The 25,937-nt window shown below is 66.2% G+C and carries 27 protein-coding genes and 1 riboswitch; of the genes, 7 read left to right on the top strand and 20 right to left on the bottom strand.

What is annotated here, in order from left to right; translation table 11 throughout:
- Positions 1–157 precede the first annotated feature (157 nt).
- The 20 genes from ACZY0R_RS31750 to glyA form a co-directional block, all read right to left on the bottom strand.
- Complete coding sequence (locus ACZY0R_RS31750) at positions 158–1,339, bottom strand: pyridoxal phosphate-dependent aminotransferase (protein WP_045236015.1); 1,182 nt, start codon at positions 1,337–1,339, stop codon at positions 158–160.
- Between the two features lie 153 nt (positions 1,340–1,492).
- On the bottom strand, positions 1,493–2,014 hold the full coding sequence (gene nusB, locus ACZY0R_RS31745; RefSeq protein ID WP_441624863.1) for a transcription antitermination factor NusB: 522 nt from the start codon (positions 2,012–2,014) through the stop codon (positions 1,493–1,495).
- Positions 2,007–2,510, bottom strand: a complete 504-nt coding sequence (ribH, locus tag ACZY0R_RS31740) for a 6,7-dimethyl-8-ribityllumazine synthase (protein ID WP_035863901.1) — start codon at positions 2,508–2,510, stop codon at positions 2,007–2,009. The genes nusB and ribH overlap by 8 nt, the downstream gene beginning before the upstream one ends.
- Positions 2,511–2,576: 66 nt before the next feature.
- Positions 2,577–3,689: a bifunctional 3,4-dihydroxy-2-butanone-4-phosphate synthase/GTP cyclohydrolase II gene (gene ribBA, locus ACZY0R_RS31735; protein ID WP_488864018.1), complete on the bottom strand. Its 1,113-nt coding sequence runs from the start codon at positions 3,687–3,689 to the stop codon at positions 2,577–2,579.
- A 268-nt stretch (positions 3,690–3,957) separates the two neighbouring features.
- A complete protein-coding gene (locus ACZY0R_RS31730) occupies positions 3,958–4,587 on the bottom strand; it encodes a riboflavin synthase (RefSeq protein WP_045236017.1) in 630 nt (209 codons plus the stop codon).
- 96 nt (positions 4,588–4,683) lie between these two features.
- A complete protein-coding gene (ribD, locus tag ACZY0R_RS31725) occupies positions 4,684–5,802 on the bottom strand; it encodes a bifunctional diaminohydroxyphosphoribosylaminopyrimidine deaminase/5-amino-6-(5-phosphoribosylamino)uracil reductase RibD (RefSeq protein ID WP_488864016.1) in 1,119 nt (372 codons plus the stop codon).
- 46 nt (positions 5,803–5,848) lie between these two features.
- Positions 5,849–6,442: a GspH/FimT family pseudopilin gene (locus ACZY0R_RS31720; protein ID WP_488864014.1), complete on the bottom strand. Its 594-nt coding sequence runs from the start codon at positions 6,440–6,442 to the stop codon at positions 5,849–5,851.
- A gap of 1 nt (position 6,443) precedes the next feature.
- Entirely contained in the window at positions 6,444–6,893 is a 450-nt protein-coding gene (locus tag ACZY0R_RS31715; RefSeq protein ID WP_488864012.1) for a type IV pilin protein, read from the bottom strand.
- A 115-nt stretch (positions 6,894–7,008) separates the two neighbouring features.
- The gene (locus ACZY0R_RS31710) at positions 7,009–8,949 is read right to left on the bottom strand and encodes a pilus assembly protein (RefSeq protein ID WP_488864010.1); all 1,941 of its coding nucleotides are present in this window, start codon (positions 8,947–8,949) and stop codon (positions 7,009–7,011) included.
- Positions 8,950–8,992: 43 nt separating this feature from the next.
- Positions 8,993–9,643, bottom strand: coding sequence for a pilus assembly protein (locus ACZY0R_RS31705; protein ID WP_488864008.1), 651 nt, complete (start codon positions 9,641–9,643; stop codon positions 8,993–8,995).
- A 61-nt stretch (positions 9,644–9,704) separates the two neighbouring features.
- Entirely contained in the window at positions 9,705–10,187 is a 483-nt protein-coding gene (locus ACZY0R_RS31700; RefSeq protein WP_488864006.1) for a PilW family protein, read from the bottom strand.
- Positions 10,184–10,612 carry a type IV pilus modification PilV family protein gene (locus tag ACZY0R_RS31695; RefSeq protein ID WP_488864004.1) on the bottom strand — a complete coding sequence of 143 codons (429 nt, stop codon included), beginning with the start codon at positions 10,610–10,612 and terminating at the stop codon, positions 10,184–10,186. Before ACZY0R_RS31695 ends, ACZY0R_RS31700 begins: the two co-directional genes overlap by 4 nt.
- 128 nt (positions 10,613–10,740) lie before the next feature.
- On the bottom strand, positions 10,741–11,286 hold the full coding sequence (locus ACZY0R_RS31690; RefSeq protein ID WP_488864002.1) for a GspH/FimT family pseudopilin: 546 nt from the start codon (positions 11,284–11,286) through the stop codon (positions 10,741–10,743).
- Positions 11,283–11,726 (bottom strand): type IV pilin protein, encoded by a 444-nt coding sequence (locus tag ACZY0R_RS31685; RefSeq protein ID WP_488864000.1) that lies wholly within the window; start codon positions 11,724–11,726, stop codon positions 11,283–11,285. The genes ACZY0R_RS31690 and ACZY0R_RS31685 overlap by 4 nt, the downstream gene beginning before the upstream one ends.
- Positions 11,723–15,595, bottom strand: coding sequence for a pilus assembly protein (locus tag ACZY0R_RS31680; RefSeq protein WP_488863998.1), 3,873 nt, complete (start codon positions 15,593–15,595; stop codon positions 11,723–11,725). The genes ACZY0R_RS31685 and ACZY0R_RS31680 overlap by 4 nt, the downstream gene beginning before the upstream one ends.
- 35 nt (positions 15,596–15,630) lie before the next feature.
- The gene (locus ACZY0R_RS31675; protein WP_488863996.1) at positions 15,631–16,254 is read right to left on the bottom strand and encodes a pilus assembly PilX family protein; all 624 of its coding nucleotides are present in this window, start codon (positions 16,252–16,254) and stop codon (positions 15,631–15,633) included.
- Positions 16,251–17,276: a PilW family protein gene (locus tag ACZY0R_RS31670; protein WP_488863995.1), complete on the bottom strand. Its 1,026-nt coding sequence runs from the start codon at positions 17,274–17,276 to the stop codon at positions 16,251–16,253. Before ACZY0R_RS31670 ends, ACZY0R_RS31675 begins: the two co-directional genes overlap by 4 nt.
- Complete coding sequence (pilV, locus tag ACZY0R_RS31665; RefSeq protein ID WP_488863994.1) at positions 17,276–17,863, bottom strand: type IV pilus modification protein PilV; 588 nt, start codon at positions 17,861–17,863, stop codon at positions 17,276–17,278. The genes ACZY0R_RS31670 and pilV overlap by 1 nt, the downstream gene beginning before the upstream one ends.
- Before the next feature lie 180 nt (positions 17,864–18,043).
- Complete coding sequence (gene nrdR, locus ACZY0R_RS31660; protein WP_035863927.1) at positions 18,044–18,511, bottom strand: transcriptional regulator NrdR; 468 nt, start codon at positions 18,509–18,511, stop codon at positions 18,044–18,046.
- Between the two features lie 158 nt (positions 18,512–18,669).
- Positions 18,670–19,917, bottom strand: coding sequence for a serine hydroxymethyltransferase (glyA, locus tag ACZY0R_RS31655; protein WP_488863992.1), 1,248 nt, complete (start codon positions 19,915–19,917; stop codon positions 18,670–18,672).
- 123 nt (positions 19,918–20,040) lie between these two features.
- Positions 20,041–20,143, bottom strand: a riboswitch (ZMP/ZTP riboswitch).
- A 162-nt stretch (positions 20,144–20,305) separates the two neighbouring features.
- On the opposite strand from glyA, the gene ybgC reads away from it, so the two are divergent.
- The 7 genes from ybgC to ybgF all read left to right on the top strand — a co-directional run bounded on the left by ybgC (position 20,306) and on the right by ybgF (position 25,906).
- Entirely contained in the window at positions 20,306–20,710 is a 405-nt protein-coding gene (ybgC, locus tag ACZY0R_RS31650) for a tol-pal system-associated acyl-CoA thioesterase (RefSeq protein ID WP_488863990.1), read from the top strand.
- Positions 20,707–21,390, top strand: coding sequence for a protein TolQ (gene tolQ, locus ACZY0R_RS31645; RefSeq protein WP_488863988.1), 684 nt, complete (start codon positions 20,707–20,709; stop codon positions 21,388–21,390). Before ybgC ends, tolQ begins: the two co-directional genes overlap by 4 nt.
- A 43-nt stretch (positions 21,391–21,433) precedes the next feature.
- Entirely contained in the window at positions 21,434–21,871 is a 438-nt protein-coding gene (gene tolR, locus ACZY0R_RS31640; RefSeq protein ID WP_488863986.1) for a protein TolR, read from the top strand.
- Positions 21,872–21,886: 15 nt separating this feature from the next.
- The gene (tolA, locus tag ACZY0R_RS31635; protein WP_488863984.1) at positions 21,887–23,047 is read left to right on the top strand and encodes a cell envelope integrity protein TolA; all 1,161 of its coding nucleotides are present in this window, start codon (positions 21,887–21,889) and stop codon (positions 23,045–23,047) included.
- Positions 23,048–23,273: 226 nt separating this feature from the next.
- Positions 23,274–24,602, top strand: a complete 1,329-nt coding sequence (gene tolB, locus ACZY0R_RS31630) for a Tol-Pal system beta propeller repeat protein TolB (protein ID WP_488863982.1) — start codon at positions 23,274–23,276, stop codon at positions 24,600–24,602.
- A gap of 17 nt (positions 24,603–24,619) precedes the next feature.
- Positions 24,620–25,129 (top strand): peptidoglycan-associated lipoprotein Pal, encoded by a 510-nt coding sequence (gene pal / locus ACZY0R_RS31625; RefSeq protein ID WP_488863980.1) that lies wholly within the window; start codon positions 24,620–24,622, stop codon positions 25,127–25,129.
- A gap of 18 nt (positions 25,130–25,147) precedes the next feature.
- Positions 25,148–25,906: a tol-pal system protein YbgF gene (gene ybgF / locus ACZY0R_RS31620; RefSeq protein ID WP_488863978.1), complete on the top strand. Its 759-nt coding sequence runs from the start codon at positions 25,148–25,150 to the stop codon at positions 25,904–25,906.
- Positions 25,907–25,937: the final 31 nt, after the last annotated feature.

Below are 25,937 nucleotides of genomic sequence, written 5' to 3'. Positions count from 1 at the left end.
CGCCGGCGGCAGCCTGGCTGCTGCTGGCCGGGATGCGCGAGAAGGCGCCTCCGGGGCCGCCAGGACAAGACGGAGCCGGCAACCAGAAAAAAAGCACCCACAGGGGTGCTTTTTTTTCGTTTGTGCGCCTTCGTTTGGGTCTCGTTTGTGGCTTCCCTCAGGCGAAGAACTTGCCCAGTCGCGCCATGGCTTCCTCAATGTTCTCCATGGAGGTCGCGTACGAGATCCGGATATAGTCACTCGCCGTATAGGGACCAAAATCCTGGCCCGGCACCATGACCACGCCCGCATCGCGCAGCATGGCCTGGGTCAGGGTGTCGGCGTCGCCCGCGGCGGGGTGGTTGACGCCCCGGCAGTCCGCATACACATAGAAAGCGCCGTCCGGCTTGACCGGCACCCGCAGGCCGAGCGATTCCAGCGCCGGCACGATGGCGTCGCGGCGGCGATGGAATTCGGCCTTGCGTGCGTCATAGATGGCCAGCGCTTCGGGAGAGAAGCAGGCCAGCGCCGCGTGCTGGGCCACCGCCGAGGCGCAGATAAACAGGTTCTGCGCCACTTTCTCGAAGGCATTCACCAGTTCGTCCGGCACCACCAGCCAGCCCAGGCGCCAGCCGGTCATATTGAAGTACTTGGAGAAGCTGTTGACGGTGATCACATCGTCGTCCAGGCTCAGCGCCGATACCGGCGGCGCGTCGTACGACAGGCCCTGGTAGATCTCGTCGACGATGGCGAAGCCCTGGCGGGCGCGTACGGTCTTCAGGATGCGCGCCAGCTCATCCGGCAGGATCGAGGTGCCGGTGGGGTTGGAGGGCGAGGCCAGCAGCACGCCACGGGTCTGCTCGCCCCAGTGCGCTTCCACCTGCGCGGCCGTGAGCTGGAAGCGCTGGCCCGGGCCGCTAGGGATCATCTTGGCGCGGCCGTCGAAGGCTGCGACGAAATGGCGGTTGCAGGGATAGCTGGGGTCCGGCATCAGCACCTCGGCGCCGATCTCCACCATCACGGCGCAAGCCAGCAGCAGCGCGCCCGAGGCGCCGGCGGTGACCATCACGCGGCGCGCCGGGATGTCGATCCCGTACATGGTCTTGTAATAGCCGGCGATGGCCTCGCGCAGCGGCGCGATGCCCAGCGCTCCGGTGTACTGGGTGACGCCCCGCCGCATGGCCGCCTCGGCCGCCCGCACGACGGGCTCGGCGGCGGTGAAGTCGGGCTCGCCAATGCCCATGTGGATGATGTGGCGCCCGGCACGTTCGAGTTCGGCGGCCTGCTTGGCCAGCTCCATCACGTGGAAGGCATCGATATTGGCGAGTCGGGAGGCGGTGGCGAGGCGCTGCATGTCCATGGCGGGAATAGGCTTGGTGGGCTGGGTTGGGGGAGGAGACGCGAGGTTAAGGCGGAATTAAGCCGAGTTAATCGGCGTAGAAGTAAAAACACCCGCCGCAGCGGGTGTCTGAACGGCAAGCCTGGCGCCGTGAACGGCGCAGGTTGCCGTCGCTCAGCGTCGGGCGGCCAGTTCGGGCGCGCGCACCTTGGCGGCCAGCTTGTCCAGCACGCCGTTGACGTATTTATAGCCTTCCACGCCGCCGAAGGTCTTGGTCAGTTCCACGGCTTCGTTGATGACTACCTTGTACGGGATGTCGACGCAGTGGATCAGCTCGTAGCTGCCGATCAGCAGGGCAGCGCGCTCCACCGGCGACAACTCGGCCACCGGGCGGTCCAGGAAGGGCTCGAATGCGCCGGTCAGCCTGGTTTCTTCGCGGATGGCGCCGTTGAGCAGGGCGTCGAAGTGCTCGCGGTCAGCCTTGTTGAAGCCCTGGGCGTCGTGCAGGTGGGCCTGGATCGCATCGGTATCGTTGCGATTCAGCAGCCACTGGTACAGGCCCTGCAGTGCGAGTTCCCGCGAGCGGCGGCGAGCGCTCTTGGGCGCTGCCTTGGGCTCGGACTTGGCGGCGGGCTTGGCGCCGGCGTCGTCCGCCGGCTTGCCGGCGGGGTTGCTGCTATCGGGCGCGTCACTCATCGTCGTCCTCGTCTTCATCCTCTTCCTGGCCGCGCAGCGAATCCAGCGCGGACACCAGGTTCGCCATTTCCACCGCGGCGCGGGCGCAATCGCGGCCCTTCTCGCGGGTGCGGGCGTGAGCCTGGGCGTCGGTGTCGACGGTCAGGATGCCGTTGGAGATGGGCACATTGAAGTCCAGACCGACGCGGGTGATGCCGGCGCCGGATTCGTTCGAGACCAGCTCGAAGTGGTAGGTCTCGCCGCGTACCACCGCGCCAAGCGCGATCAGTGCGTCGAACTGGCCGCTTTCGGCCATCTTTTGCAGTGCCAGCGGAATCTCGAGGGCGCCGGGCACGGTCACCACCAGGGTGTCCTCGCCTTCGATGCCCAGCTTTTCCAGTTCGGCCACGCAGGCTTCGCGCAGTTCGTCGCAAACCGGCTCGTTGAAGCGCGCTTGCACGATGCCGATGCGCAGGCCTTCACCTTCGAGGTTGCTGGGATAGAAACCGTGATCCATCTTATGTTCTCCTGGGTTCGGGGTGGCGGCCGGCGATAGGATTGCGGCCGCCGGATATCCGGTAGTTCAGTTTGCCTGGCCGCCGCTCATGGGCTGGTAGCCAGTCACTTCGAGGTCATAGCCGGTCATGCTCGGAATCTTCAGCGGGGAAGCCAGCACGCGCATCTTGCCCACGCCGAGATCCTTGAGGATCTGGGCGCCGGTGCCATAGGTGCGCAGGTCCGGCTTCACACGGGGGCGATTCTGCGGGGCATCAAGGGCCGAGAACTGCGTGAACAGCTGCTCCGCCGTGTCCCCGCAGTTCAGCAGCACCATCACGCCGTGATCGGCCTGGGCGATGGCCTCGAGCGCGGCGGGCACGCTCCACGAATGCGTGGTGCGCGACACTTCGAGCAGGTCCAGGGTGGACAGCGGCTCGTGCACCCGCACCAGCGTTTCCCGGTCGGGTCGCGGCGCACCCTTGACCAGCGCCAGGTGCGCGCGGCCGCTCGGCTTGTCGCGATAGATGATGCTGTTGAAGGTGCCGTAGGGCGTTTGCATGGTGCGCTCGCCGGCGCGCTCGATAATGCTCTCGGTGCGGCTGCGGTAGTGAATCAGGTCGGCAATGGTGCCGATCTTGATGTCATGCTCCTGCGCGAACTCGACCAGGTCGGGCAGGCGCGCCATGGTGCCGTCGTCCTTCATGATCTCGCAGATCACGGCAGCCGGCGTAAGGCCGGCCAGGGCGCCCAGGTCGCAACCGGCCTCGGTATGGCCCGCGCGGATCAGCACGCCACCGGGCTGGGCCGTCAGTGGGAAGATATGGCCGGGCTGGACCAGGTCGGTGGCGCGGGCGTCCTTTGCCACGGCGGCCTGCACGGTACGGGCCCGGTCGGCTGCCGAAATGCCGGTAGTGACGCCCTCGGCCGCTTCGATCGATACCGTGAAGTTGGTGCCGTGGACGGTGCCGTTGCGGCTGACCATGGGTTGCAGCTCGAGCTGGCGGCAGCGCTCGGCGGTCAGCGTCAGGCAGATCAGGCCGCGGCCGTACTTGGCCATGAAGTTGATCGCCTCCGGTGTGACGAAATCGGCAGCCAGCACCAGGTCGCCCTCGTTCTCGCGGTCTTCCTCGTCAACCAGGATAACCATGCGGCCGGCACGGATTTCGGCAATGATTTCTTCTGTACGGGCGATTGTCATGGCATGCAGGCTGGAAAGCGGGCTGAGGTTGGGGCTGGAATTCTGGCTGAATTTCGGGCGGGATGGCTTGCTGGCCGGCTGTCGGCACTGGCTCGCCGGGACCCGCCTTGGGGGTGAACCGGCTGGCCGCGGCAGCGGTCTGGCCCAATATTGTACGTCAACCGCGCGCCGCAAGGCGCGCGCTGCCCGCCGGGGGCGTCCCGGTGGCAGTTGGCGCTTGGGGTGCGTGGCAATGGCGGTCGGCTAGCGGCGCCTGGACGAGCGCATGTCAGGCGGGTTTCGGCGCGCTCAGCATGCGTTCCACATACCGCGCGATCAGATCGATCTCCAGGTTCACGCGCGCGCCGGGCTTGAGATCCTGCAGCGTGGTGACCTCGATCGTGTGGGGGATCAGGTTGATCGAGAACGTGCAGCCGTCTTGCTCGTCAATGACCTTGTTGACCGTGAGCGATACGCCGTTGACTACCACCGACCCCTTGTAGGCCAGGTAGCGTCCCAACTCGCGCGGGGCGCGCACGCGCAGCTCGTGGGATTCGCCCACCGGTGCGAAGTGCGTGACTTCACCTAGCCCGTCGACATGGCCGGATACCAGATGGCCGCCGAGGCGGTCGGCCAGGGTCAGCGCCTTTTCCAGGTTGACGCGCCCTGGCTTGTCGAGGCCAGCGGTCTTGTCGAGTGACTCACGCGATACATCCACGTCGAAGGCGTCCCCGTCCAGCGCGATCACCGTCATGCAAGCGCCCTGGATGGCGATGCTGTCACCCAGGATGACATCGGACAGGTCAAGCCCGGGAGCGCGGATGCGCAGGCGCACGCCGGCGTCGGCTGCGGCTTCGCTGGCACCCAGCGGGGAAACGGATTCGATGCGGCCGACGGCCGCGACAATGCCAGTGAACATGGTTGGTGCGAAATGCGATGGGAAAACACGCATGCTAGCAGGTGCGGCGCCAGTTCGTATTTGCCCGCGGCTTCCCGCCGGGTGGCCGGCAGGGGGTCAGGCGTGGTCGGCGCGGCGGGCAATCAGCCGCAGGTCTTCCCCGATCATGCGTACGTCGTGCCAGCGGAAGGCAGCGGCGTCCTGCAGCCGTGCCAGGGGCGGCAACTGGAACATGCCTTGCGCATCTCCCAGCAGCTTGGGCGCCAGGTAGACCAGCAGTTCGTCGGCGCAATGCTCGCGGATCAGCGATCCGTTAAGCTTGAACCCGGCTTCCACATGCAGCTCGTTGACGCCGCGCCGCCCAAGTTCTTCCAGCATGTGGCGCAGTTCCACCTTGCCGTGCGGATTGGGCAGCACTACCACCTCGGCGCCGCGAGCCTCCAGCGCGCGCCGGCGCGCGCCGTCGTCGAAGGCGCAGAACACCAGCACCGGCTTGGCAAAATCGCCGGTGTCCGGCGTCAGCAGGCGTGCGTCCAGCGGGATCTCCAGCCGGGAGTCCACCACCACGCGCTGCGGCTGGCGTGGCGTGTCCACGGCGCGCACATTCAACTGTGGGTTGTCGTCGCGCACGGTGCCGATGCCGGTGAGGATGGCGCTGGCGCGCGCGCGCCAGGCATGGCCATCGTCGCGTGCCGCCTGGCCGGTAATCCACTGGCTGGTGCCATCGTGCAGCGCGGTACCGCCGTCGAGCGAGGCGGCAACCTTGATCCGCACCCAGGGCAGTCCGCGCGTCATGCGGTTGACAAATCCGATATTGAGTTCGCGGGCTTCTTTCTCCAGGAGCCCGCAGCGCACGTCCACGCCGGCTTCGCGCAGCCGTTGCAAGCCGCGGCCGGAAACGGCGGGGTTCGGGTCTTCCATGGCCGCCACCACGCGCGCGATGCCGGCGCGCACCAGCGCATCCGCGCAGGGCGGCGTCCGGCCAAAATGGCTGCAGGGCTCCAGCGTGACGAAGGCCGTGGCGCCGGCCGGATCGTTGCCGCGCGCGGCGGCGTCCTTGAGCGCCTGTATCTCGGCGTGATCCTGTCCGGCGGGTTGCGTGAAACCCTGGCCGATGATTTTGCCGTCCTTGGACAAAACGCAGCCGACGCGCGGATTGGGCGTGGTGGTGTACATGCCTCGCGCCGCTAGCGCGAGAGCTTGTGCCATGGCTGCGTGGTCGGTATCGGAGAACATGAGGCCTGGTGCTTCCTGCCGCGCGGGCGGCGAGTTGAGGTTGGTTTCAGTCTTCAAGTGTCAGGGCGGCGGGGGCCTGGTCGAGACCACCGCAATCGGTATCCTGGCCGGGCGTGCACAGGCGGATGCGACCGTGGGCACCGAGCCTTAGTTGCCGCTGTTCACCCTGGCAGGTCACGGTGAAGGTGGCGGCGAGGAAACCGCCTTGCTCTGAGCGAGAGTATCCCACAGCTGCCATGTGCAGCGTATGGTTGCCTTGCGTGGTCGATCGCAGTGCGATACGCAGGCAGGCGCTATGCAGTGCGACCATGGCCAGCAAGCCGCCATCGTGCCGGTCAGGCCCGTCGGCGCCGGTGGGCGGCAGTGTCAGGCGCCAGCCCTGGTCCAGCGTTGCCTCGCCGGGCAAGGGCGCCAGCAATACGTCCGTGCGCCGGGCAACGGCGGTGGCGCGCGCGAGTGCCGGCGAGCCGGCGAGTCGGTCGGCCGCCAGCACTACCTGCTGCCGCGCCAGCAAGCGCTGCCAGGACGGGTAGGCGAATGCCACGAGCATGGACAGCACGGCCAGGCAGGTCAGCAGTTCGGCGAGTGTTGCGCCGCCGCTTCGATGCCGGTGGCCACGCGAAGGCCGATGCCCCGGCATGTCAGCAAGCCCGCGGCAGCGGCACCGGCTTTGCCGCCAACGCGGGCTGCGCAAGCCACTCGCCGGTACTACGCAAAATCAGCGTGCCGCATGACGCGTCCGGCGCCTGGGGCACGGCGCGCAATTCGACGCAGCGCTCCAGTCCGCCGCTCGGGCAGGCGCTGGCGTTGATCCAGTGACGCGGGCGCGCCGGCGGCGCTGGCACGGGCAGTGGCCATTTGCCGGCTACCACCGCGCCGCCGGGTTCACCCGCGAAGCTCACGGTGGCCAGCGCGTGGCGCTCCAGTTCCAGCATCGCGCCAAGCATGGCGCTGCGCGCCTCGGCGCGCCAGCCTCGCTCCATATGCCGATGCCAGGCAGGCACGACCATCGCCGTGAGGATAGTCATCAGCGTCAGCGTGACCAGCATTTCGAGCAGGGTGAATCCGGGCGGGCGAGGGTGGTGCGTCATGCGCATTCTCCATGGCGGCCGCCGGCCGATGCGTGGGAGCGCACCCGGTTTCCAGCGGTTGATCGGGGGCACGTACCTGGCCACGTGCCGGGTGGCGGTTTTGGCAAGAGGTGGCTCATGGCGAGCCGGAGCGGATCAGTTCGCGCCAGCTCAGGCGGCCGGTGCGGCGGCTGGCGACAGTGCGGTTGAGCGGGACGGCACGCCCATCCTCCAGGGACCAGAGCGTGAGCGCCACGCCCTCGCGTGAGGCGATCCCGGGCTGTGTGGATCGTTCGGGTGGTAGCGGCACGCGGCCAAGAACGACCGCCGCATGGGCACCCGCGCCCAGCCCGGTCGTTGCGTAAATGAGGGGGCCTCCGGCATGCTCGCTGATGGTGGACTCGCCGCTCAGCACATGGATCAGGTAAATGCGCTGACGTGCATCGGGCGTGCGCGTCACCACGCCGAGGTAGCCCGGATCGGCCGGAATGAGCCGGTCCAGCCGCTCGCCGGGATTGGGAAAGGTCAGGTGCCAGCCAGCCGTCGCTGGCCGACCGGGGCGATCGGCCTCGCGGGGCTGGCGGCGCAGCACGACGCCGTGTCCCCGGGAGTGGGCCGCGACGCGCGCTGGCCCGGCACCGGCATCGCCCGCCTCCGCGAGGGTGGCGCTGTCAAAGACAGCGGCGATGTGATTGCCGCTGCCGTACACCGCGAGGTGGCCTCCGGGGGCGGCGATCAGGACGGGTGCCGCTGCCGCTGCCGTGCCGCTCGGGCGTGGCACAGGATTCTCCACGCGGTGGATGCAGCGAACGCGCTGGCCACAATCGTGCCATGGCGCCGCGCCGCGCAGGTCGAAGCGCCAGAGCCTGCCGATGGCATCCACGGCATAGGCTGCCACGGCCATGCCGGAAGCGTCCGGCAAGACGCTCGCCGCCAGCAGGGCGGGGCGGGCGCCGGCGATCCCGCAACCGTGGTCAGGCAGGTGTAGCCGCGGTATCGCATGCCGCCCATGCCACGCGGCGTGGGTGGGTTTGTCCAGCGGCAGCAGGGCGAGGCCTGCCTGCCGGGCAGATGGATCACGCTGTGGCCCGCCGGACGGGAGCTTGCCATCTTGCGCGGCGGCCAGCGTAGCCATGGCATACCAGCGCCGACCTTCAAGCGTGGCTAGCGCCAAGGCGCGGACAGGCCCGGCAGGCGCCAGCGGCAGCGTGCCGGAAGCCGTGGTTTCCCAGAGCAGCGCCAGCGTAGGCTGGGCGGCATGGTCGGAGATGCTGGTGATGTCGAGGGCGAACACGCTTGCCTGCGCTTCCGCGCCGGGCGCGTTGGCCGGCACGCCACATAGCAGGACGGTACGCCAGCGCCCGGGTTCCAGCGCCACGTCCGCCGCTTCAGGGTAAGGGCACGGCGCAACGGGCGCGGTGACCGCCCGAGCCGGGCTTGCCGTCCGCGATGCCCAGCCGGCGGCCTGGCTCAGCAAGCTGCGCGGCAGGAATGCGAGCACTTCCTTGCCGGATCTCGCTTCGAACGCGTGCAGCAAGCCGTCGCGCGTGCCCAGCCAGACCAGCGCCGGGCGCGCGCTGTGCAATGCGGCGAAATCTGCGTGACCGGGCCGGCCGGGCAGCCAGGAGGGCGGCGGAACCATTACCGGTGGCGTGCCGGCCGGGCGCCCCAGTCGTCCCGTCCCTGAGACCGGTGACTTCGGCACTGCCGGGTCCGGCGCCTGGCGTGTGCCACGCAAGCGTGCCAGCCGGTCGTGGCCCTGGCCGTCGGGACGCCCTTCGGAGCCGGCTCGGTCGAGCAGAGCGCGCGTCGAGGTATCCAGTGCTTCCCATTGCAGCGGGGCTAGCCGCGTCGGCGTTTCGTCGGAGCCGGCGAGCGCCGTCAACAAGCGGCGCGACTCGGGATCGCGCATGTCGAGCAGCGCGCCCGCCTCCCAGGCGGGCGGCGGCAACGCTTGCGCTACCTTGTGCTCGCCCGATGGAAGTGCCAGGCTGCGCAGGCGGCCGCACCAGGCATGGATGCCAGGCTCCGCGACGTACGCGTCCGCGCCCTGCACCGCGCGGCAAACGGTAGCCACGCGGGGAGGGCAATCAGCGCGACGCAACAGCGGGCAAAGAGCGTCATGGCTGGAACTCGCTTTGCAGCAAGCTGCGTACCGCGCTGTCTCTCCCCCTGCCGAGCGCCGTAATGCGAAAGCGCAGCCGCGGTCCCGCGCCAGCCGCATAGTCCGCTCCCAGCCATTCGCCGGGCGGGCGCTCGTGCAGCAATTCCACGACATAGCGTGGCAAGGCGTCCACGCCTGCCGTTCCGGCCGGCAGGCCGGGCAAGGTGGCGCCGCTGAAGGTGCCCAGCGCAATGCCGGTGGCCTCATCCGGCCGGCGCGCGGCGAGCCAGCCCTCCCACGGCGGCGGGGAGTTTGCCGCAGGCCGGCACAGCCCCAGTTGCGCTCCGATGCCGCACCGGCCAGGCGGCGGCCACGCGGCAAGACGCGCGTCGTCCCCGGCAGCACCGGCGCGCAGCGCCTCCAGCAATTCCGCTTCCGCATCGAGCAGTGCCGTCTCCGCAGCGCGAAAGGCGATTTCTCGTTCTAACTGGTATGCGGTCACTTGACGGCTGGAGAGCAGGAAATGCAGGCCGGCCAGGGTGGTGGCAACCACAAGCAGCAGCATCGTGGCTGTCAGCAGCAGTGTGGTGCCTGCGCCGGCACGCTTGCGGTGCGCGGCGGCAACGCGCTGCATTGGCACGCTTGGCGCCCGGGCCGGATTCAACATAGCGTCTCCACGCAAGGGCGGGCATTGCGCAGCCGCACGGATGCCGAGAACACGCGGCGCATCAAGGTGGACCCGGGCGGGGATCGAAGGCGAGGTCGCCGGCATGGACGCCCGCGCCACCATGCGCGCCTGGCCCCGGCGGCGGAAACAAGACAAGGGCGGCGGCCGCGGCAGCCTGCGGCAGCGGGCGTTCGCCACGCAGCACCAGTGCCACCTGGACTACCCGCACCTCGTGCCAGGCCGCTTCACCCCTGGCGCGGATCTCTTCGGCCCGCAGGAACGCATCCGCCTTGCCGTCGCCATCGGTATCGATGCCGTAGCGCAACTGCATGGTTTCCACGCCGCGCACCAGTGCGCCGGAAGTCCAGTTGCCCTCCTGCACCCGTCCGTCGCGTCGGCTGTTGTAACGGCACAGCAATTGCGGCTCGCCATCGGCGCCGTTGGCGACATAGAGCAGGTTCGCGCCGGCATATCCATAGTTGTTCCCGTTGGCACTGCCACCGAGGCTCATAGCCGGGAGCACATAGCCGCTGCAATCGATCATGGTCTGGTCGGGCAGCGTCGGATCCTGCGAGGCAGCGGTCCCACGACCGCCAGCCTCCGCCCGGGTGCGCAGCCGGGCAGGCCATGCTCCGTGCCCGCCGGAGCGAGCGACCGGCACAGTTGCAGATGATGCGCGCCGATGCCGCGGGCGTGCAGCGGCGACAGCGCCAGGCGGGGATCCTCTATTTCCGCCAGTTCAGCGGCGGCACGCGTCGCGTGCCCGATGTTTTCATAGTGGCGCAGCGCGCCGAGCGCGACAGGGGCGAGCGTGGCAAGCGGAAGCATGCCGATGGCGAGGAGCGCCAGGGCGGTGAGGGACTCGACCAGGAGGTAGCCGCCTGTCGGGCGGCGCACGGCAACACGTCGCCTGGCCCGCGTGTTGCGCGGAGCCGGTATGGCGGTCAGAGCAGCATGGAGGATCGGCACGGCACGCTCGCAAGTTGGGCAGAGGTGCCGACGATAACTTCAAACAGCGGGGTGAAACGTTGCGGATTGTGCTGACTGCGTGGCGTATGAGCGGACTGGCGCCAGCCGTCCGCTTGCGCGCCTTCGTACTACGCCTTGCAAGCCGTCGGCTGGGCTGTATCAGGAGCGCAGACGCGGACCCGGCCTAGCTGGCTGACGTCGATGAGGCGAGTCTGACTGTCGCTGCCGAGCGTCATCAGGATCTGCGCCGACATCATGGCGTCGGTCAGTGTGCGGGTGTAGCCCACGGGGGAATAGGAGAGCACGCTGACCTGCGGCGTTCCGGTGAAACTGATGGTGAGATTGCGTGGCAACTGGGCATGTTGCAGCAGGATGGTCTGGCCCGACGAGCAGTCGGCGCCGCGGGCGGGGTTCAGGCATACCGTCCAGCCGTTCTGCCAGTCGTTGTTGACGGGCGCGACCGTGACCCAGGTATTGTGCGAGATGGCATTGGCGCGTGCGGTGCCCAGCGCGGACGCGAGCGCCCCTGCCTCGGCATTCAGTGCGTTGCGCTGAATGAAGCCGGTAAAGCTGGGCATGGCAATGCCAACCAGGATGGCCATCACGACTATGGTGGTCAACAGCTCGATCAGGGTGAAGCCGCGCGATGGGCGGCCGGGGCGGACGCGCGTCATTGGCAAGCCTGTGGCAGGTTGGTGAAGCTCGATACGTTGTTGACCAGGATGCCCTGTTCGCCAGTGCTGCGCAGCAGCAGCGTGCCGCAAGTGGCGTCAGTCAGCCTGGGGACGGCATTGACCTGCACGCATTCATTGAAACTGAGCGCGCCGCACGCCAGGGCGGATAACGTATAGAGATTGCTGTTGGACTGCAGGGGGAAGCCCTGCCATCCCTTGGTCGGATCGGCGGAATCCGCATATGTGTTGAATTGCCCGTAATGGCGCTCGAGTGCCTGCATGGCATTGAGCATCGCCGCCTTGGCTTCCGCCCGCCGGCCGCGTGCAACGTACTCTGTGTAGTTCGGATACGCAATCGCCGCCAGGATGCCGATGATGGTGACGATGATGAGCAACTCCATCAGTGTGAAGCCGCGTACCGCACGCCTGCGCCAGTTCATTTCGTCGCTCCAAAGTTGCGGATCTCGCGCCAGCCCAGCCGGCCCGTGATGGGCAGGCCGCCCGGAGTCAAGCCAGGCGTTGCGGTCGTGTCGGCATATGGGTTGCTGGACAACTTGGCGCCCCCCGTGCGGCCGCCGCCGCTGGCGCCGAATGAGTAGACATCAATGGTCTTGTTCGTGGTCACCTGGCCGAAGGAATTGCGCTGGCTGTCGACAGTGGTCAAGGTCTGGATCAGCACCGGTGCGCCGAGCATGCCGAGGGTCGACGCCGTCCCTGAGCTGGGAGCCGTGGCCGGCGTGCCGGTGCTGGTGCCCGAGACCGGCATGCCCGTCAGCGCGGACAATTGATAGCTATGGCTGCCGCTACCGGCACCGCACAGATCGGCCCCCGTCATCAACGAATTGAACCAGATCTGGCTGTACGCGGAGATGATCGAAGTGACCTGGCGTTCGCCACTGTCGACGAAATCGAAGTACCAGCCGGCCCTCGGGGCGGGTTTGTCCTTGGTGGGCAAACCGAGGCTGTAGGCACTGCTGCTGAAGTCGTAGCCGCCATTCGAGTTGGCCTTCAGCGTGACCGGGTTAAGCATGGAGCGCCCGTTTACAGCCTGGGCGCCGCCACTGTCGTAGACCGCGTACATCGAGTTCTGGGGCTGCGAGGAGCCTGTGCCGGTGTCGGCCGATTCGTAATACTTGCCCGTGCCGAAGACCACCATATAGCCGCCCGGGGCATAGACCCATTGCGGCTGGATCGTGATGGCCTGCGGATTTCCACTCGCATCGCGGGCCCGGAACAGCGGCTGGCCCAGGTTGCCCCCGCCATAGTAGGGCAGCGCGCCACTGGCGTTCCAGGTGGAAGGGCCGCCGCCAAGCACGAATTTCCACAGCCGCCCTTGCAGGTCGCCGGCATAGGCGGCCACGGTCTGGCGCGAGGCCAGAGTCACCAGGGACGGTGAGCCCAGTCCGTTGGCGACGGTGCTGTTGCTGTCGGCCGCCATCGAAATCTTCCAGTAGTTTGAATTCAACCGCCACGGCGTGCCCGGTGCCTTGTCGAGTGACAGGATGAACAGGGCGGAAGGCGCTGCCGCATTGCTCGATCCGTCGTTCAGGTTGTTGTTGATGCCGTTGCCGGCGATCACGAACCACTGGTATCGCGGGACCTTGTTCGCGTCCACGCCAACATAGAGCTTGGCGAGTTGCGGCGTCGACATGATGTTGCCCATGTCGGCATCGTCCTTGTCGGTGAACTCCCACAGCACATTGCCGGCTCCCACGTTTGACGGGTCGGTCACGTCGAGTGCGAACAGGCCCTGTGCGCCACCGCCGAGGCCGGATGCCAGCACCGTTTTCCAGTTGCCGCCGATCCGGGCTTCCGCTACCACGGGCGTGGCGTCCACATAGGGCCGATGCACATAGCTGGACGACGTCAGCTGGATCAGGTTCCCCATCACGGCATTGGGTACATAGGCAAAGAGTTCAGCCCCGGTCAGTGCGTTGAATCCATGCAGCATGCCGTCGTTCGCACCGATGTAGACCGCCGGGGTGCGATTCTGGTACAGCTTGTAGAAAGCGCCGTAGTCGGACTCGTTGATCGCCGTGGAGGGGGCCGCAACGTAGGCCGGGCCGGAGTTGATGATGTCACCCAGGATGGAATTGCGCGCGCGCAGGCTGCCGGTGCCACCGGTCGATTCCTCGTTGCTGCGGTCGCCTCGCAAGTAGTTCAGGCGCGCGGTCCCGGCGCTGTCGCTCTCGTTGGCGTTGAGCTTTAGAGAGAGCTTCTGCGCACTGTTGATGGATGACCAGTCGAATGGCGCGCCGCTGCCAGCACCCGCGCCGCTGCTGGCGGGCACCCACGTGAGAATGTTGCGTGAGCCTGCGCCGCCGCTGCGTGCGGTGAGCAAGGCGCCGGCTTCCCAGCTTTCCTTGCTTGCGATCTGGATGCCGTTGTCATTGCTCAGCGCGAAGGCGGAGAGCTTGCCCGTCCAGTTCTGGTCGAAACCCGGCGCGAAGATAGAGGTGCCGCTGGAAACGCGTGACGAGGTGAGCGCGACGCCGGCGATGGTGCCGCCATAGCTGACGATCTTGGAGAAGATATCGCGAATCGCCTTGATCATGGCGGTCGGCTGACCCGCCAGGAACCACGTCGCAGGCACATTGGATCCGGTCGGGGTCGCTTCCCACTCGCTGTCGTTCTTAGCGACGGTATTGTTGGCGCCCGACGTGGTAAATGGGCTGCCGTCGCCGTTGACATCGTTGAAGCCGCCGTATTTTGCCGCCAGGTACAACTGGCTCTGGCGCTGCGCGGTGCCGACGGTCCCATTGCCGTTCTCGTTGACGTCGATGGTGTAGGTGGTCACGCGCAGCGACGGCATATCCGCCCGGAAGCCGTAGGTGTGCGCCCAGTAGGCAACGCCCGCCATATAGTACGTACCGTGGCCGCTGGAGCCCGTGTCGGCCGTACTCATATTGGCCAGCGAGGAGTCGGGCTTGCTATTGCCGTAGTTCGTCGTGCTCTCCATGTCCGCGACCTTCCTGGTCCAGGCCATGACGTCGAAGCCGTCGGCCTCGATCGCGCGCACGGGGTCGTTTGCGGTTACGGCCTTGCCGCCCGATATATAGGTCGTGCGGGTGTTGCCGGAAACATAGCGATCCCAGTGCGTATTGATGTCGGCGATACTCAGCACGTAGTTGCGCTGGCATTTCGCGACGACCGGATCCGACCAGCTGGTATAGACCGGGTAGCCGTCTCTGTAGGCGGTCTGGAGGTCAGTGATCGCCTCCGGTGTGGGCTGCTTGCCTTGCAGGTAGCGGATGCTCTCGTAGTACAACTCGCTGACCGGGTCCAGGCCCTTGTACTTGCCCGAGCGGCCGAACTGGTTCAGGTAGTTGACCACGCCGCTGATACCTTCGGTGGCGTTTTCCGGGTTGCCAGCGAAGACGCCCGTGCTGGAATCCCACTCGGTTTTCGGATTGCTGACCTGGCTGAAGTTGCCGTCGATCATCTTGGGGCCGACATACTTCATCGGGGCCCGCAGCACGCCGCCGTACCGCGTGGCCGAGCTGTCGTTCAGGTAGCCGAAGGCGCCGAAGCGCACGCGGTCGGCGTTTTTCTGCATTTCGCCGACTGGCTTGTAGTTGGTGCCGTAGAGCTTGCAGAGGTCGGTGCGGGAACTGCCTTCGCTCGCGTCGCACACCTTGACGCGGGCATACATGGTGCCGAGGTTGGCATAGCTGCCCGGGCTGCTGCAGGAAGCGCCGCTGCCGGTCTTGGTGCCGAAGAACACCTTGTTGCTGCACGACGTGATGTAAAGCGTATCGGTGGCGAACGGCGTCACCGCGGAAGGTACGCTGGAACTGGACTTGGTCAGCGTCTTGGCGGGAAAGTAGGAACTGCTGTTGAAAAAGTCATCCTGCAGCACGGCGCGCTGAAGCACGGTGTCCGTGGGGGTATCCACCACCCGGTCGCCACCGGTGAGCGCGAAGCGCAGCATGTCGATGGCGGAGGCCGTGGCCCAGTTCATGAAGTTGCCGCTGTACTGGCCCGAGCATTCGTGATTGGCGTTGGCATTGCCGGCGATCTCGAAGTACCCGTTGGATGAATAGCTGTAGCACTTGGCCGGGTTGAAATAGCCGACATATTCCGTGCCGCGGGTGTAGCTGCCGGTCCGGTACGCCGCGCCCACCGTCGGGAACTCTACCGACAGCGACAGCAGCAGGTTCGGGTTGACATTCTGGTTGCGTCCGTAGAGCGGCGACTGCGCAATGTCCACCGTGGACGGCGTCAAGGCGGTGGCCGCCCGCGTTGGCGCGGGAAGCAAGCTTGCACCGGCGACAACGAGGGCCAGCGCGATCTGGCATAGGCGTGTCATCACAGAATCTCCGCTTAGGTCAGGAGCGAGGTCATTCATTCAGCCTTCCGGTAGTACGACTGCAGCATGGCGCGGGTGGCGGTGTTGGCACCGAAGCCCATCGCGGTGACGCGAAAGATGTAGACGACCGGAGCGTCGGGGCTCCCGGAAGCGCCGGGCGATGTGTCCTGGATCGGCTCGATGATGTAGCGGGGCAGGGCGGCGGGCAGCAGGCCCGTGGGCGCGGTTGGGAACTGGCGTCCGGTGAAGGTGCCGTAGGCCACCGTGCGGGCATTCGCCCCGGTCTGCGCAAAGTCCACGGCTTCCCAGTTCGGGGTGCCGCTGTCGACGGCCGCGCACAGGCCCTGGAAGGCTGCGCCAGGCGCGCTCCCCGTGTTGCAGCCGGCGACGAAAGGCAGCAGGTTGGGATTGCTGCCAGAGAACAGGGCGGAGCGGCCGTTGACGGCAACGACACCCTGGATGTCCATCTCGGCATCCTGTAGCGCCATTTCGGCCGCTTGCACTGCAAGGTCGCGGTCACGCTGGTTGGATGCCATGCGTTTGCTGTTGATCGCCAGGCGTGCGCCGGCCACGGCCATGATGCTGATCATCAGGAGCATGACCAGGCCGGTGATCAGGGCAATGCCGCGCTGGGCGGCTGGCTTGAGAGGGGCGCTCATGAAGGGGAGCAAGTGCGGCACGTTGCGACGTTGCGCAGTTGGACGGTGACCGAGTACTGGCGGCGCATGCGCTGTAGCTGCGTGGTCGGCTTGTAGGTCGCGTTGTTGACGGTGCTGTCGCCCCCATAGAGCGTGCCGAAGAGCTGGAAAGTGGGCACCTCCGGCGCCAGGCTGGTCGCGGCGTCGCCGACGAGTACCAGGGCGATCTTCAGCGACACGACGGTTTGCCATCTGGTGGCCAGCGCCAGCACATCCGTGGCCGGCAGGTAGCGGTCAGGGATGTAGTCATTGTTGGTGTCGACCCCGTACAGCACCTGGAACACCTCAACACCGGAGATGATTGGCACGGACGTGATCGCGGTGTTCGAGATTTCCTTGTTGGATGCATCGCGAGCGCGATAGCCGCACATCAGTTGCGGGTTGCCGCTCGGGTCGTTGGGGTCTGGCGCCACGAAGAAGCGCGCGAAGCCGCGCGCAAGGTCCGCGTCCTCCCATGCTTGTGGTTCCGCGACGCCATTGCCGGAGCAATCGATCATGCTGTTGTCGGGCACGGTGCGATCCGACGGCGTGCCCGAACCGAAGAAGCGCACCTGCAGCACGTCGCTCTTGTTCACGGGGTTGGTGGTGCCCGGCAGGCACGACAGGTTGAGGCTCGCGTCCTGGCCCGGGCTGGCGCAGTTGTCGACGCCGCTGATCGTGGGTGACAACGCGACGGTGGTCGGCATGATGCCGCCAGGCGCCTGGGCGATGGGCCCGCTGGCCGGGTTTGTTGCCGGCGCGCTGTTGCCGGCGTAGTTGGTCCATGCGGACTGCCGCACGATGCGGACGATGGTGTCCAGGGCAAAACGGCCCTTCTCGTCGAGCGCGGTGGTGTCGTCGATGGTGCTGTAGTTGGTGCGGCTGCCCAAATAAACGGCGGTCGCTGCCAGTGTCAGCAACAGGCCGAGGACCATCGCGACCATCAGTTCGACCAGCGACATGCCCGACTGGGCATGCCGGTACGGCTTGCGGAGCGTACGCATCAGTTTACCGTGCCGGGCGTGGCGACGATGACGATCTGCGGCCGCGTGTTCATGTCGGCGAGATCGGCGCCGGTCCCCAGCGTCTTGCTGCTCAGGCGCGATATCCACCCGACCTTGATGACGATCGGCGCATCGTCGACACGGCCGCTTGCAGCGGCCGTGCAGCCCCAGGAAAAGCCGGACGTCTGGTTATAGGCAACGGTATCGCGGCAGATCACCGCGCGGCCGCCGGGCAGGGCTGCGGCTACCCGGTTCCACCACTCGATCACATCGAAGCGGGCCGTGTCCTGCGCGCAGGAAAGCAGCGTGCTGGCGCAGGCCGTCGTATAGGGATTACGCGTCAGCGCGGGCAGCTGGCTGGTCTGGGTGTCGATGAAATACAGGTTGGGCGTGAGGGCCTCGGCGGCCGCGCCCACGCCGGAGACGGCAGTGTTCGCACGCATGCGCTCGGCCATTTCGGTGGCCAGCTGCATGGCAACGGTATCGTAGGAGGCTTGCTGGGAAAAACGCGAGGAATTGAGGAGCAGGCTGGCGACCCCGAGCACGCCAATCGCCAATACGACCATTGCCACCAATGCTTCGAGCATGGCAAAGCCGGCCGTCCCCCGACAGCTTGACTGACCCATTCTGACCCTCGTCCGAAAAGACTTCGTTCTTTTGGCTTCGTTCTATTGTTTTGTCACTACTACCCAGGCGGAACTATAGTTATGGGAATGCAGCCTAGGGCACAATTTGGAAAGGATTAAACAACGTTCCCGTTACTTTTTCTACTGCTTTCGTGGGGTAGACGTTGAAAATTCATCCAGCATGTCGCGGAATTCCGACACGTCTTCAAAGCTCCGGTACACCGAAGCAAACCGGATATATGCAATCTTGTCGAGCCGGCGCAGTTCGCGCATGACCAGTTCCCCGACCTGGCTGCTGGGGATTTCCTTCTCGCCGAGCGCGAGCAGCTTTTCTTCGATGCGGGTGATGGAGGCGTCGATGGCCTCGGCGGAGACCGGGCGCTTGCGCAGCGCCAGGCGCATGGAGTCCTTCAGCTTGTCGCGGGTGTAGTCCGCGCGGGAGCCGTTTTTCTTGACGATGGCGGGGAAGAACAGTTCGATCCGCTCATAGGTGGTGAAGCGGCGGTCGCAGGATTCGCAGCGGCGGCGGCGGCGGACTGTATCGCCTTCTTCGGACATGCGCGTGTCCAGGACCTGGGTATTGGAATGAGCGCAAAAGGGGCATTTCATGCCTGACCACCTCGAAGTTTGAGCCGGGGCGCTTGCTGCGCGTGCAGCGTCTTGTCATTCTGTGTTGCGCTGGGCTGGGTTGGCAAGGCCCGCCGGCAGCGCTGGCGCGCCGCGGCGGACTGCCGGCCACCCGCGCGTGGGCGGGTGGCGCAGGGGGATCAGCCGTAGACCGGGAAACGCTTGGTCAGGGCTGCCACTTGCTCGCGCACGCTGGCGATATTGGCCAGGTCGTGCGGATTCTCCAGCACGTCGGCGACCAGGTTGGCCACCTGGCGGGCTTCTTCTTCCTTGAAGCCGCGGGTGGTCATGGCCGGCGAACCCAGGCGGATACCCGAAGTGACGAAGGGCTTTTCCGGGTCGTTGGGGATGGCGTTCTTGTTGACGGTGATATGCGCTTCGCCCAGGACCTTTTCTGCTTCCTTGCCGGTGATCTGCATGGCGCGCAGGTCGACCAGCATCACGTGGCTCTCGGTGCGGCCCGAGACGATGCGCAGGCCGCGCTCGGTCAGCGTTTCGGCCATGACGCGGGCGTTCTTGACCACTTGCTGCTGGTAGGTTTTGAACTCGGGCGACAGGGCTTCCTTGAAGGCCACGGCCTTGCCGGCAATCACGTGCATCAGGGGGCCGCCCTGGATGCCGGGGAAGATGGCCGAGTTGATGGCCTTCTCATGCTCGGCCTTCATCAGGATCACGCCACCGCGCGGGCCGCGCAGGCTCTTGTGGGTGGTCGTGGTGACAAAGTCGGCGTGCGGAACCGGGTTCGGGTACTCGCCGGCGGCGATCAGGCCGGCGTAGTGGGCCATGTCGACCATGAACAGGGCGCCGATAGACTTGGCAACCGTGGCGATGCGTTCAAAGTCGATGCGCAGGGCGAAGGCCGAGGCGCCGGCGATGATCAGTTTGGGCTTCTTTTCCTGTGCCAGCTTTTCCAGCGCAACGTAGTCGATGTCTTCGTTGGCGTCCAGGCCGTAGCTCACCACGTTGAACCACTTGCCGCTCATGTTGAGTGCCATACCGTGGGTCAGGTGGCCGCCTTCGGCCAGGCTCATGCCCATGATGGTGTCGCCCGGCTTCAGGGCGGCGAAAAACACGCCCTGGTTGGCCTGCGAGCCGGAGTTGGGCTGCACATTGGCGGCTTCGGCGCCGAACAGTTGCTTGACGCGGTCGATGGCGAGCTGCTCGACGATGTCGACATACTCGCAGCCACCGTAGTAGCGCTTGCCGGGATAGCCTTCGGCGTACTTGTTGGTCAGTTGCGAACCCTGGGCGGCCATCACGGCCGGCGAGGTGTAGTTTTCCGAGGCGATCAGCTCGATGTGCTCTTCCTGGCGCTGGTCTTCTTTCTGGATAGCGGCAAAAAGCTCGGGGTCGATCTGGTCGATCGTATAGCGGCTGCGTTCGAACATGGCGAAAACTCGTCTGAAAAAAAGGAGATCCGAATCGGCTTCGGGGTAGGGCGCGCGGGGAAGGCACATGCGACCAGCGCCGGAAAGCGTGGCTAGTCCGGCGCAGGGCGCACCCTGCTTCCCATTCGCTGCCCAGGCGAGCGGCAGGCGCTTGATACATCGCGCCAGAGAAACTTGCGCTTCCTCGTGGTAGTGCCCACTGACTTCGCCAGTCGCGCAAGATGGAATGGTTGGCGGCAGTTTAACGCGAGGCGCCGGCTCGCTGCAAGAAGGCGGAAAGGGCCCGCTGCCCGAAAGTCAACGGCTAGTCTGTCAGGTAATGTAATTGTTGTAATGTCGGGTGAGGGTATACACCGGGTGGGGCCGGCTGTCCGTTACAATCGCGGCCATGAGCAACAATGTGTGGGCCTTGCGGGTGTACTGGGAAGACACCGACGCGGGCGGCGTGGTGTTCTACGCCAATTACCTGAAATTCTTCGAGCGCGCCCGGACCGAGTGGCTGCGCTCGCTTGGCATCGAACAGCAAGCGCTGGCCGATGAGACCGGCGTCGTCTTCATCGTCAGAAGCACGGCGGTGGACTACAATGCCCCCGCCCGTCTGGACGACATGCTTGATATCCGGACCCGGATTGAACGGGTTGGTCCGGCGTCTGTCCAATTCGCCCAGGAAGCCTGGCGTGGTGAGCAATTGCTGGCTACCGGCGCCATCCGGGTTGGATGTGTCGATCGCAACACATTTCGCCCGACGCCCATTCCCGCTCCCGTTCTAGCAACCATCAAGACCGCTCGATGAATCCCGTGACCGTCACGCAAGACCTGTCGATCATTTCGCTGGTGCTACACGCCAGTGTGCTGGCGCAGGCCGTCATGGCCCTGCTGCTGGTGATGTCCCTGTTTTCGTGGACATATATCTTCCGCAAGCATTTCTCGCTGCGCTCGGCGCGCAGCCAGACCGAGGGCTTCGAGCGCGACTTCTGGGCTGGCGGCGACCTGCAGGCGCTGTACCAGAGCGCGGCCAACAATCGCCACAGCACGGGCGCGCTGGAACGGATCTTCGAGTCCGGCATGGGCGAGTACCTGAAGGCGCGTGAGCGCAACCACGACGCCGGGGCGCTGCTCGACGCAGCCCGGCGCGCCATGCGTGCGGCCTACCAGCGCGAGATGGATGTGATGGAATCGCATCTTCCGTTCCTGGCCTCGGTGGGCTCTGTCAGTCCTTATATCGGCCTGTTCGGCACGGTGTGGGGCATCATGAACGCCTTCCGCGGATTGTCCAACGTGCAGCAAGCGACGCTTGCCGCGGTTGCGCCCGGCATTGCCGAGGCGCTGGTCGCCACCGCCATCGGTCTATTTGCGGCGATTCCTGCCGTGATCGCGTACAACCGCTACGCCACCGAAGTGGATCGCCTGGCCATCCGTTTCGAGAGCTTCATGGAAGAATTCCTGAATATCCTGCAACGGCAGACCCGCTAAAGCGCCGAAGCCACCAACGTCATCGGTCAAGGAGAACCCTGCAATGGCAGCGATACAGCGCCGCGGCGGCTCGCGCCGCCGGGCCAGCGCCGACATCAATGTCGTGCCTTACATCGACGTGATGCTGGTGCTGCTCGTCATTTTCATGGTGGCCGCACCGATCGTGAACCCTGCCGTGGTCGATCTGCCCAGCGTGGCCAATGCCACGCAGCAGCAGAAAGCGCCGCCCATCGTCGTTACCGTGCATGAAGACGGCGCGCTCACCGCGCGCGGCAAGGATGGCGCCGGCAATGCCTTCGAGCGCAAGCTCGACAAGCAGGGCCTGATCGATTTCGTGCGCCAGCGCCAGAACGAGAATCCCGACCAGCCGGTGGTGATCGCTGCCGACCGCTCGGTCAAGTACGAGGCCGTGCTCGACGTGATGTCGGTGCTCAAGGCCGATGGCGTGAAGCGCGTCGGCCTGATGGTCAAGCCCAAGTAAGCACCGCCGCCCGCCATGAAGACCGCCGCCTATCCTTATCAGCCGGCCCCGGAGCGGGGAACCCTGCGTTCCTTCCTGCTCGCGGTTTTCATGCACCTGCTGCTTGGCATCGTGCTGTATTTTGGCGTGCACTGGCAGAGCAGCACGCCCGTCGGCGCCGAAGCCGAACTCTGGGACGAGATCCCCGCAACCCCCGCGCCGATGCCGCTTCCGGCTCCGCTGCCCGCACCTGTGCCGGTGGAGCAGGCGCGCCCCGCGCCGCCCGCGCCGGCAGTGAAGTCGCGCGCCGAAGAAGACGCCGAGATCGCCCTCCAGCAGCAAAAGCGCCGCCAGGCCGAAGCCGCCGCCCGCGAGGAGACGCGCAAGCAGGCCGACCTGCGCGCGCGCCAGGAAGCCGAGCGCCAGGAGGCGGCCCGCAAGGAAGCCCAGCATAAGGAAGACCTGCGCCGCGAAGAACAACGCCGCGAGGAGCAGAAGAAAGAAGATCAGAAGAAGGAGACGCAGCGCAAGGACGACGCGCGCAAGCAGGCCGCCATCCAGCACGATCAACAGCGCAAGGAACAGGCCGAGCGGGAGCGCAAGGATGCCGAAGCGAAGGCCCGCGCCGATGCCAAGGCCCGTGCCGAGGCCGATGCCAGGGCGCGCGCCGATGCGGACGCCAAGGCGAAGGCAAATGCCGATGCCAAGGCCGCCGCCACCGCCAAGGCAAACGCGGAAGCCAAGGCCGCCGCCAACGCGAAGGCCAAGGCGGATGCCGACGCCAAGGCCAAGCGCGACGCTGCCGCCAATGCCCAGCGCCATGGCGAACTGGCACGCCTGCAGGCCCTGGCCGGTGGCTCGGGTACCGCCGGTGGCGCCGGCGGTGTCGGCAGCAGCGCGGGCAGCGGCGCCGGCTCGGGCGGCAAGGCTTCGCCAGGCTACCCGGACCGCGTGCGTCGCCGCGTCAAGCCGAATATCGTATTTACTGAAGACGTGCCTGGCAATCCGGCCGCGGTGGTGTCCGTCCAGCTCGCGCCGGATGGCTCCCTGATGTCGTCGCGGCTGGCGAAGTCCAGCGGCAATGCCGCCTGGGACAGCGCGGTGCTGCGCGCCGTCGAGCGCTCGGACCCGCTGCCCCGCGACGAGAATGGCAAGGCGCCGGCCAGCTTTACCATCACGTTCAAGCCGAACGACTAAGGCGAGGGAGCGTGGCGATAGCGATGGCACGGGTGTTTTCGAATTGCAACAGATTGCAACCTGCGTCGAAGCCGGGCTATCCCGGCGCTAGGATGATAGGTTGCCTGACGCGGCCGGCAAATGTCCCCCGGTGCACGCGATACGGGCATGCGACATGCTTGCCCGTACCACGGCTTCCAGTTTGCCGGCCGCGCTCGATGAATATTGATCTCGACTGAGGAGCAGCATGCGAAAGCTTTGGGCCCCCCTTTGGCTAGCCGCACGGCGGCACAACACCCGCGCGAACGCCCTGTTTGCCTGGCTGGCCGTGGCGCTGGCCTTTTCGGCCGGCAGCGCACAGGCGCAACTGAACGTTGAAATCACCGGCGTAGGCGCCAGCCAGTTCCCGATCGCCACCGCCAACTTCCAGGGCGAAGCACAGGCCCCGCAAAATGTCACCGCCATCATCCGCGGCGACCTGCAGCGCAGCGGGCGCTTCCGCAATATCGATCCGGCTGGCGTCACCGTGGCCGAATCCGCCAATGCCGACCTTGGCAACTGGAAGTCGCGCGGCGCCGACGCCTTCGTGGCCGGCAGCGTGACCCCGACCGGCAATGGCCAGTACGACGTGCGCTTCCGCCTCTACGACACCGTCAAGGGTCAGAGCCTTGGCGGACTGGCCTTCACCGTCGGGCCGAACCAGTTGCGCGTCGCCGGGCACAAGATCGCCGACTACATCTACGAGAAGCTGCTGGGCGAGCGTGGCGTGTTTGCCACCCGCCTGTCCTATGTCTCGCGCGTGGGCGGACGCTTCCAGCTGCTGATCTCGGACTCCGATGGCCAGAACTCCCAGGTGGCGCTGACCAGCAACGAGCCGATCATCTCGCCTTCGTGGTCGCCGGATGGCAGCAAGGTTGCCTACGTGTCGTTCGAAGCCAAGAAGCCCGTGGTCTACGTGCACGACCTGGCAAGCGGCCGCCGCACGCTGGTGTCCAACCAGAAGGGCAACAACAGCGCGCCTTCGTGGTCGCCCGACGGGCAACGCCTCGCGCTGGCGCTGTCGCGCGACGGCAATACCCAGATCTACCAGGTCAACGCAGATGGCTCCGGCCTCAAGCGCCTCACGCGCAGCAGCGCCATCGACACCGAGCCGCAATACGCGCCGGACGGCCGCGGCATCTACTTCACCAGCGATCGCGGCGGCGCGCCCCAGATCTACCGCATGCCGGCCAGCGGGGAAGAGGGCGGGGCAGCCCAGCGTGTGACCTTCAAGGGCAGCTACAACGTGAGCCCGCGCATTTCCCCTGACGGCAAGCAACTGGCCTATATCACCCGCAACGGCGGCTTCAAGCTGCAGCTGATGGATCTCGGCAATGGCGATGTCACGTCGCTGACCGACACCGCCAACGACGAGGCGCCGAGCTTCGCCGCCAACGGCAAGTACATTCTTTATGCCACCCGGGTGGGAGGTCGCTCGGTGCTGGCGGCAGTGTCCACTGACGGGCGTACCCGGCAGGTTTTGTCGCTCCAGTCCGGCGAGGTTCGCGAGCCGTCCTGGGGACCATTCATGCAATAAACGAGGAGTTCCTAGCCATGACCCAAATGATGACCAAAACCCTTGCCGTTGCCGCCCTGCTGGCCCTCGGCGCTTGCAGCTCCGGCGTCAAGCTGGACGACACCGCCGGTGCCGGTGGCAAGGGCACGCCTTCGACCGACGCCCGAGCCGTGGCGCCGGTGGACGTCTCGCGCGATCCGCTGAACGACCCGAACAGCCCGCTGGCCAAGCGCAGCGTGTACTTCGACTTCGACAGCTACAGCGTCAAGTCCGACTACCAGGGCATGCTGTCCGAGCACGCCAAGTACCTTGCCGCCAGCAAGGGCCGCCGCATCCTGATCCAGGGCAACACCGACGAGCGCGGTACCAGCGAGTACAACCTGGCGCTGGGCCAGAAGCGTGCCGAGGCCGTGCGCCGTTCCATGTCCTCGCTGGGCGTGCCGGAAAGCCAGATGGAAGCCGTCAGCCTGGGCAAGGAAAAGCCCAAGGCAACCGGCCATGACGAAGCCTCGTGGGCGGAAAACCGTCGCGCGGACATTACGTACTAATCTGCGGATAGCCAACTCATGAAAGCACGCGTCTCCAAGTTGGTATTGCTTACTGCGATGTCCTGCGCCAGCCTGCTACATGTTGCGCAGGCGCGGGCCGGGGTGTTCGACGATGACGAGGCGCGCAAAGCCATCGTGACCATGCGGGACCAGTTCAACGGTTTCCAGGCAACGGCATCGCAGCGCATCGACCAGAACAGCCGCGCCCAGCTCGACATGCAGAACCAGCTCGAGGGCCTGCGGCAGGAAGTGGCGCGGCAGCGCGGCCAGAACGAGATGTTGCAGAATGAGGTGGCCACGCTGCAGAAACAGCAGAAGGACTACTACGCCGACCTCGATGCGCGCCTGAAGAAATTCGAGCCGCAGCAGGTCACCGTGGATGGCCGGGAAGGCCTGTCGCAACCCGGCGAGAAGACCGAATACGATGCCGCGCTCAAGCAGTTCCAGACCGGGGACTTCAAGGGTGCCGGCAACGTGTTCTCGGCCTTCATCAAGAAGTACCCGCAGAGCCCGTATGTGCCGCTGGCGCAATACTGGCTAGGTAACTCGTTGTATGCGCAGCGGGATTACAGCCGTTCCACCACGGTGCTGCAGAACCTGGTGCAGGCCTATCCGGATCACCCCAAGGTGCCGGATGCGCTGATCGCCATCGCCAACAACCAGATCGAATCGGGGCAGAAGCCCGCGGCCCGCAAGACCCTGGAGCAGGTGGTAGCCAAATACCCCGGCACCGAGGGCGCGCAGGCGGCGACCAATCGCCTCAAGACGCTGAAGTAAGGCGCCGCGCTGGCAGGGCGCCGGTGGCAGA

The sequence above is a fragment of the Cupriavidus sp. F041 genome (assembly GCF_057814235.1).
This window is presented reverse-complemented; position numbering and strand designations above follow the sequence as displayed.

Bases quoted from the DNA above. Each gene is read 5' to 3' on its own strand.
- ribH (WP_035863901.1), bottom strand. From the start codon at position 2,510: ATGGATCACGGTTTCTATCCCAGCAACCTCGAAGGTGAAGGCCTGCGC.
- ACZY0R_RS31715 (WP_488864012.1), bottom strand. From the start codon at position 6,893: ATGACGCACCACCCTCGCCCGCCCGGATTCACCCTGCTCGAAATGCTG.
- ribBA (WP_488864018.1), bottom strand. From the start codon at position 3,689: ATGACAATCGCCCGTACAGAAGAAATCATTGCCGAAATCCGTGCCGGC.
- ACZY0R_RS31720 (WP_488864014.1), bottom strand. From the start codon at position 6,442: ATGCCGGGGCATCGGCCTTCGCGTGGCCACCGGCATCGAAGCGGCGGC.
- tolA (WP_488863984.1), top strand. From the start codon at position 21,887: ATGAAGACCGCCGCCTATCCTTATCAGCCGGCCCCGGAGCGGGGAACC.
- ACZY0R_RS31705 (WP_488864008.1), bottom strand. From the start codon at position 9,643: ATGTTGAATCCGGCCCGGGCGCCAAGCGTGCCAATGCAGCGCGTTGCC.
- pilV (WP_488863994.1), bottom strand. From the start codon at position 17,863: ATGCTCGAAGCATTGGTGGCAATGGTCGTATTGGCGATTGGCGTGCTC.
- pal (WP_488863980.1), top strand. From the start codon at position 24,620: ATGACCCAAATGATGACCAAAACCCTTGCCGTTGCCGCCCTGCTGGCC.
- ACZY0R_RS31685 (WP_488864000.1), bottom strand. From the start codon at position 11,726: ATGAACTGGCGCAGGCGTGCGGTACGCGGCTTCACACTGATGGAGTTG.
- ACZY0R_RS31670 (WP_488863995.1), bottom strand. From the start codon at position 17,276: ATGCGTACGCTCCGCAAGCCGTACCGGCATGCCCAGTCGGGCATGTCG.
- tolQ (WP_488863988.1), top strand. From the start codon at position 20,707: ATGAATCCCGTGACCGTCACGCAAGACCTGTCGATCATTTCGCTGGTG.
- ACZY0R_RS31675 (WP_488863996.1), bottom strand. From the start codon at position 16,254: ATGAGCGCCCCTCTCAAGCCAGCCGCCCAGCGCGGCATTGCCCTGATC.
- ybgF (WP_488863978.1), top strand. From the start codon at position 25,148: ATGAAAGCACGCGTCTCCAAGTTGGTATTGCTTACTGCGATGTCCTGC.
- tolB (WP_488863982.1), top strand. From the start codon at position 23,274: ATGCGAAAGCTTTGGGCCCCCCTTTGGCTAGCCGCACGGCGGCACAAC.
- ACZY0R_RS31680 (WP_488863998.1), bottom strand. From the start codon at position 15,595: ATGACACGCCTATGCCAGATCGCGCTGGCCCTCGTTGTCGCCGGTGCA.
- nusB (WP_441624863.1), bottom strand. From the start codon at position 2,014: ATGAGTGACGCGCCCGATAGCAGCAACCCCGCCGGCAAGCCGGCGGAC.
- ribD (WP_488864016.1), bottom strand. From the start codon at position 5,802: ATGTTCTCCGATACCGACCACGCAGCCATGGCACAAGCTCTCGCGCTA.
- nrdR (WP_035863927.1), bottom strand. From the start codon at position 18,511: ATGAAATGCCCCTTTTGCGCTCATTCCAATACCCAGGTCCTGGACACG.
- ACZY0R_RS31700 (WP_488864006.1), bottom strand. From the start codon at position 10,187: ATGATCGATTGCAGCGGCTATGTGCTCCCGGCTATGAGCCTCGGTGGC.
- ACZY0R_RS31730 (WP_045236017.1), bottom strand. From the start codon at position 4,587: ATGTTCACTGGCATTGTCGCGGCCGTCGGCCGCATCGAATCCGTTTCC.
- glyA (WP_488863992.1), bottom strand. From the start codon at position 19,917: ATGTTCGAACGCAGCCGCTATACGATCGACCAGATCGACCCCGAGCTT.
- ACZY0R_RS31750 (WP_045236015.1), bottom strand. From the start codon at position 1,339: ATGGACATGCAGCGCCTCGCCACCGCCTCCCGACTCGCCAATATCGAT.
- ybgC (WP_488863990.1), top strand. From the start codon at position 20,306: ATGAGCAACAATGTGTGGGCCTTGCGGGTGTACTGGGAAGACACCGAC.
- ACZY0R_RS31690 (WP_488864002.1), bottom strand. From the start codon at position 11,286: ATGACGCGCGTCCGCCCCGGCCGCCCATCGCGCGGCTTCACCCTGATC.
- tolR (WP_488863986.1), top strand. From the start codon at position 21,434: ATGGCAGCGATACAGCGCCGCGGCGGCTCGCGCCGCCGGGCCAGCGCC.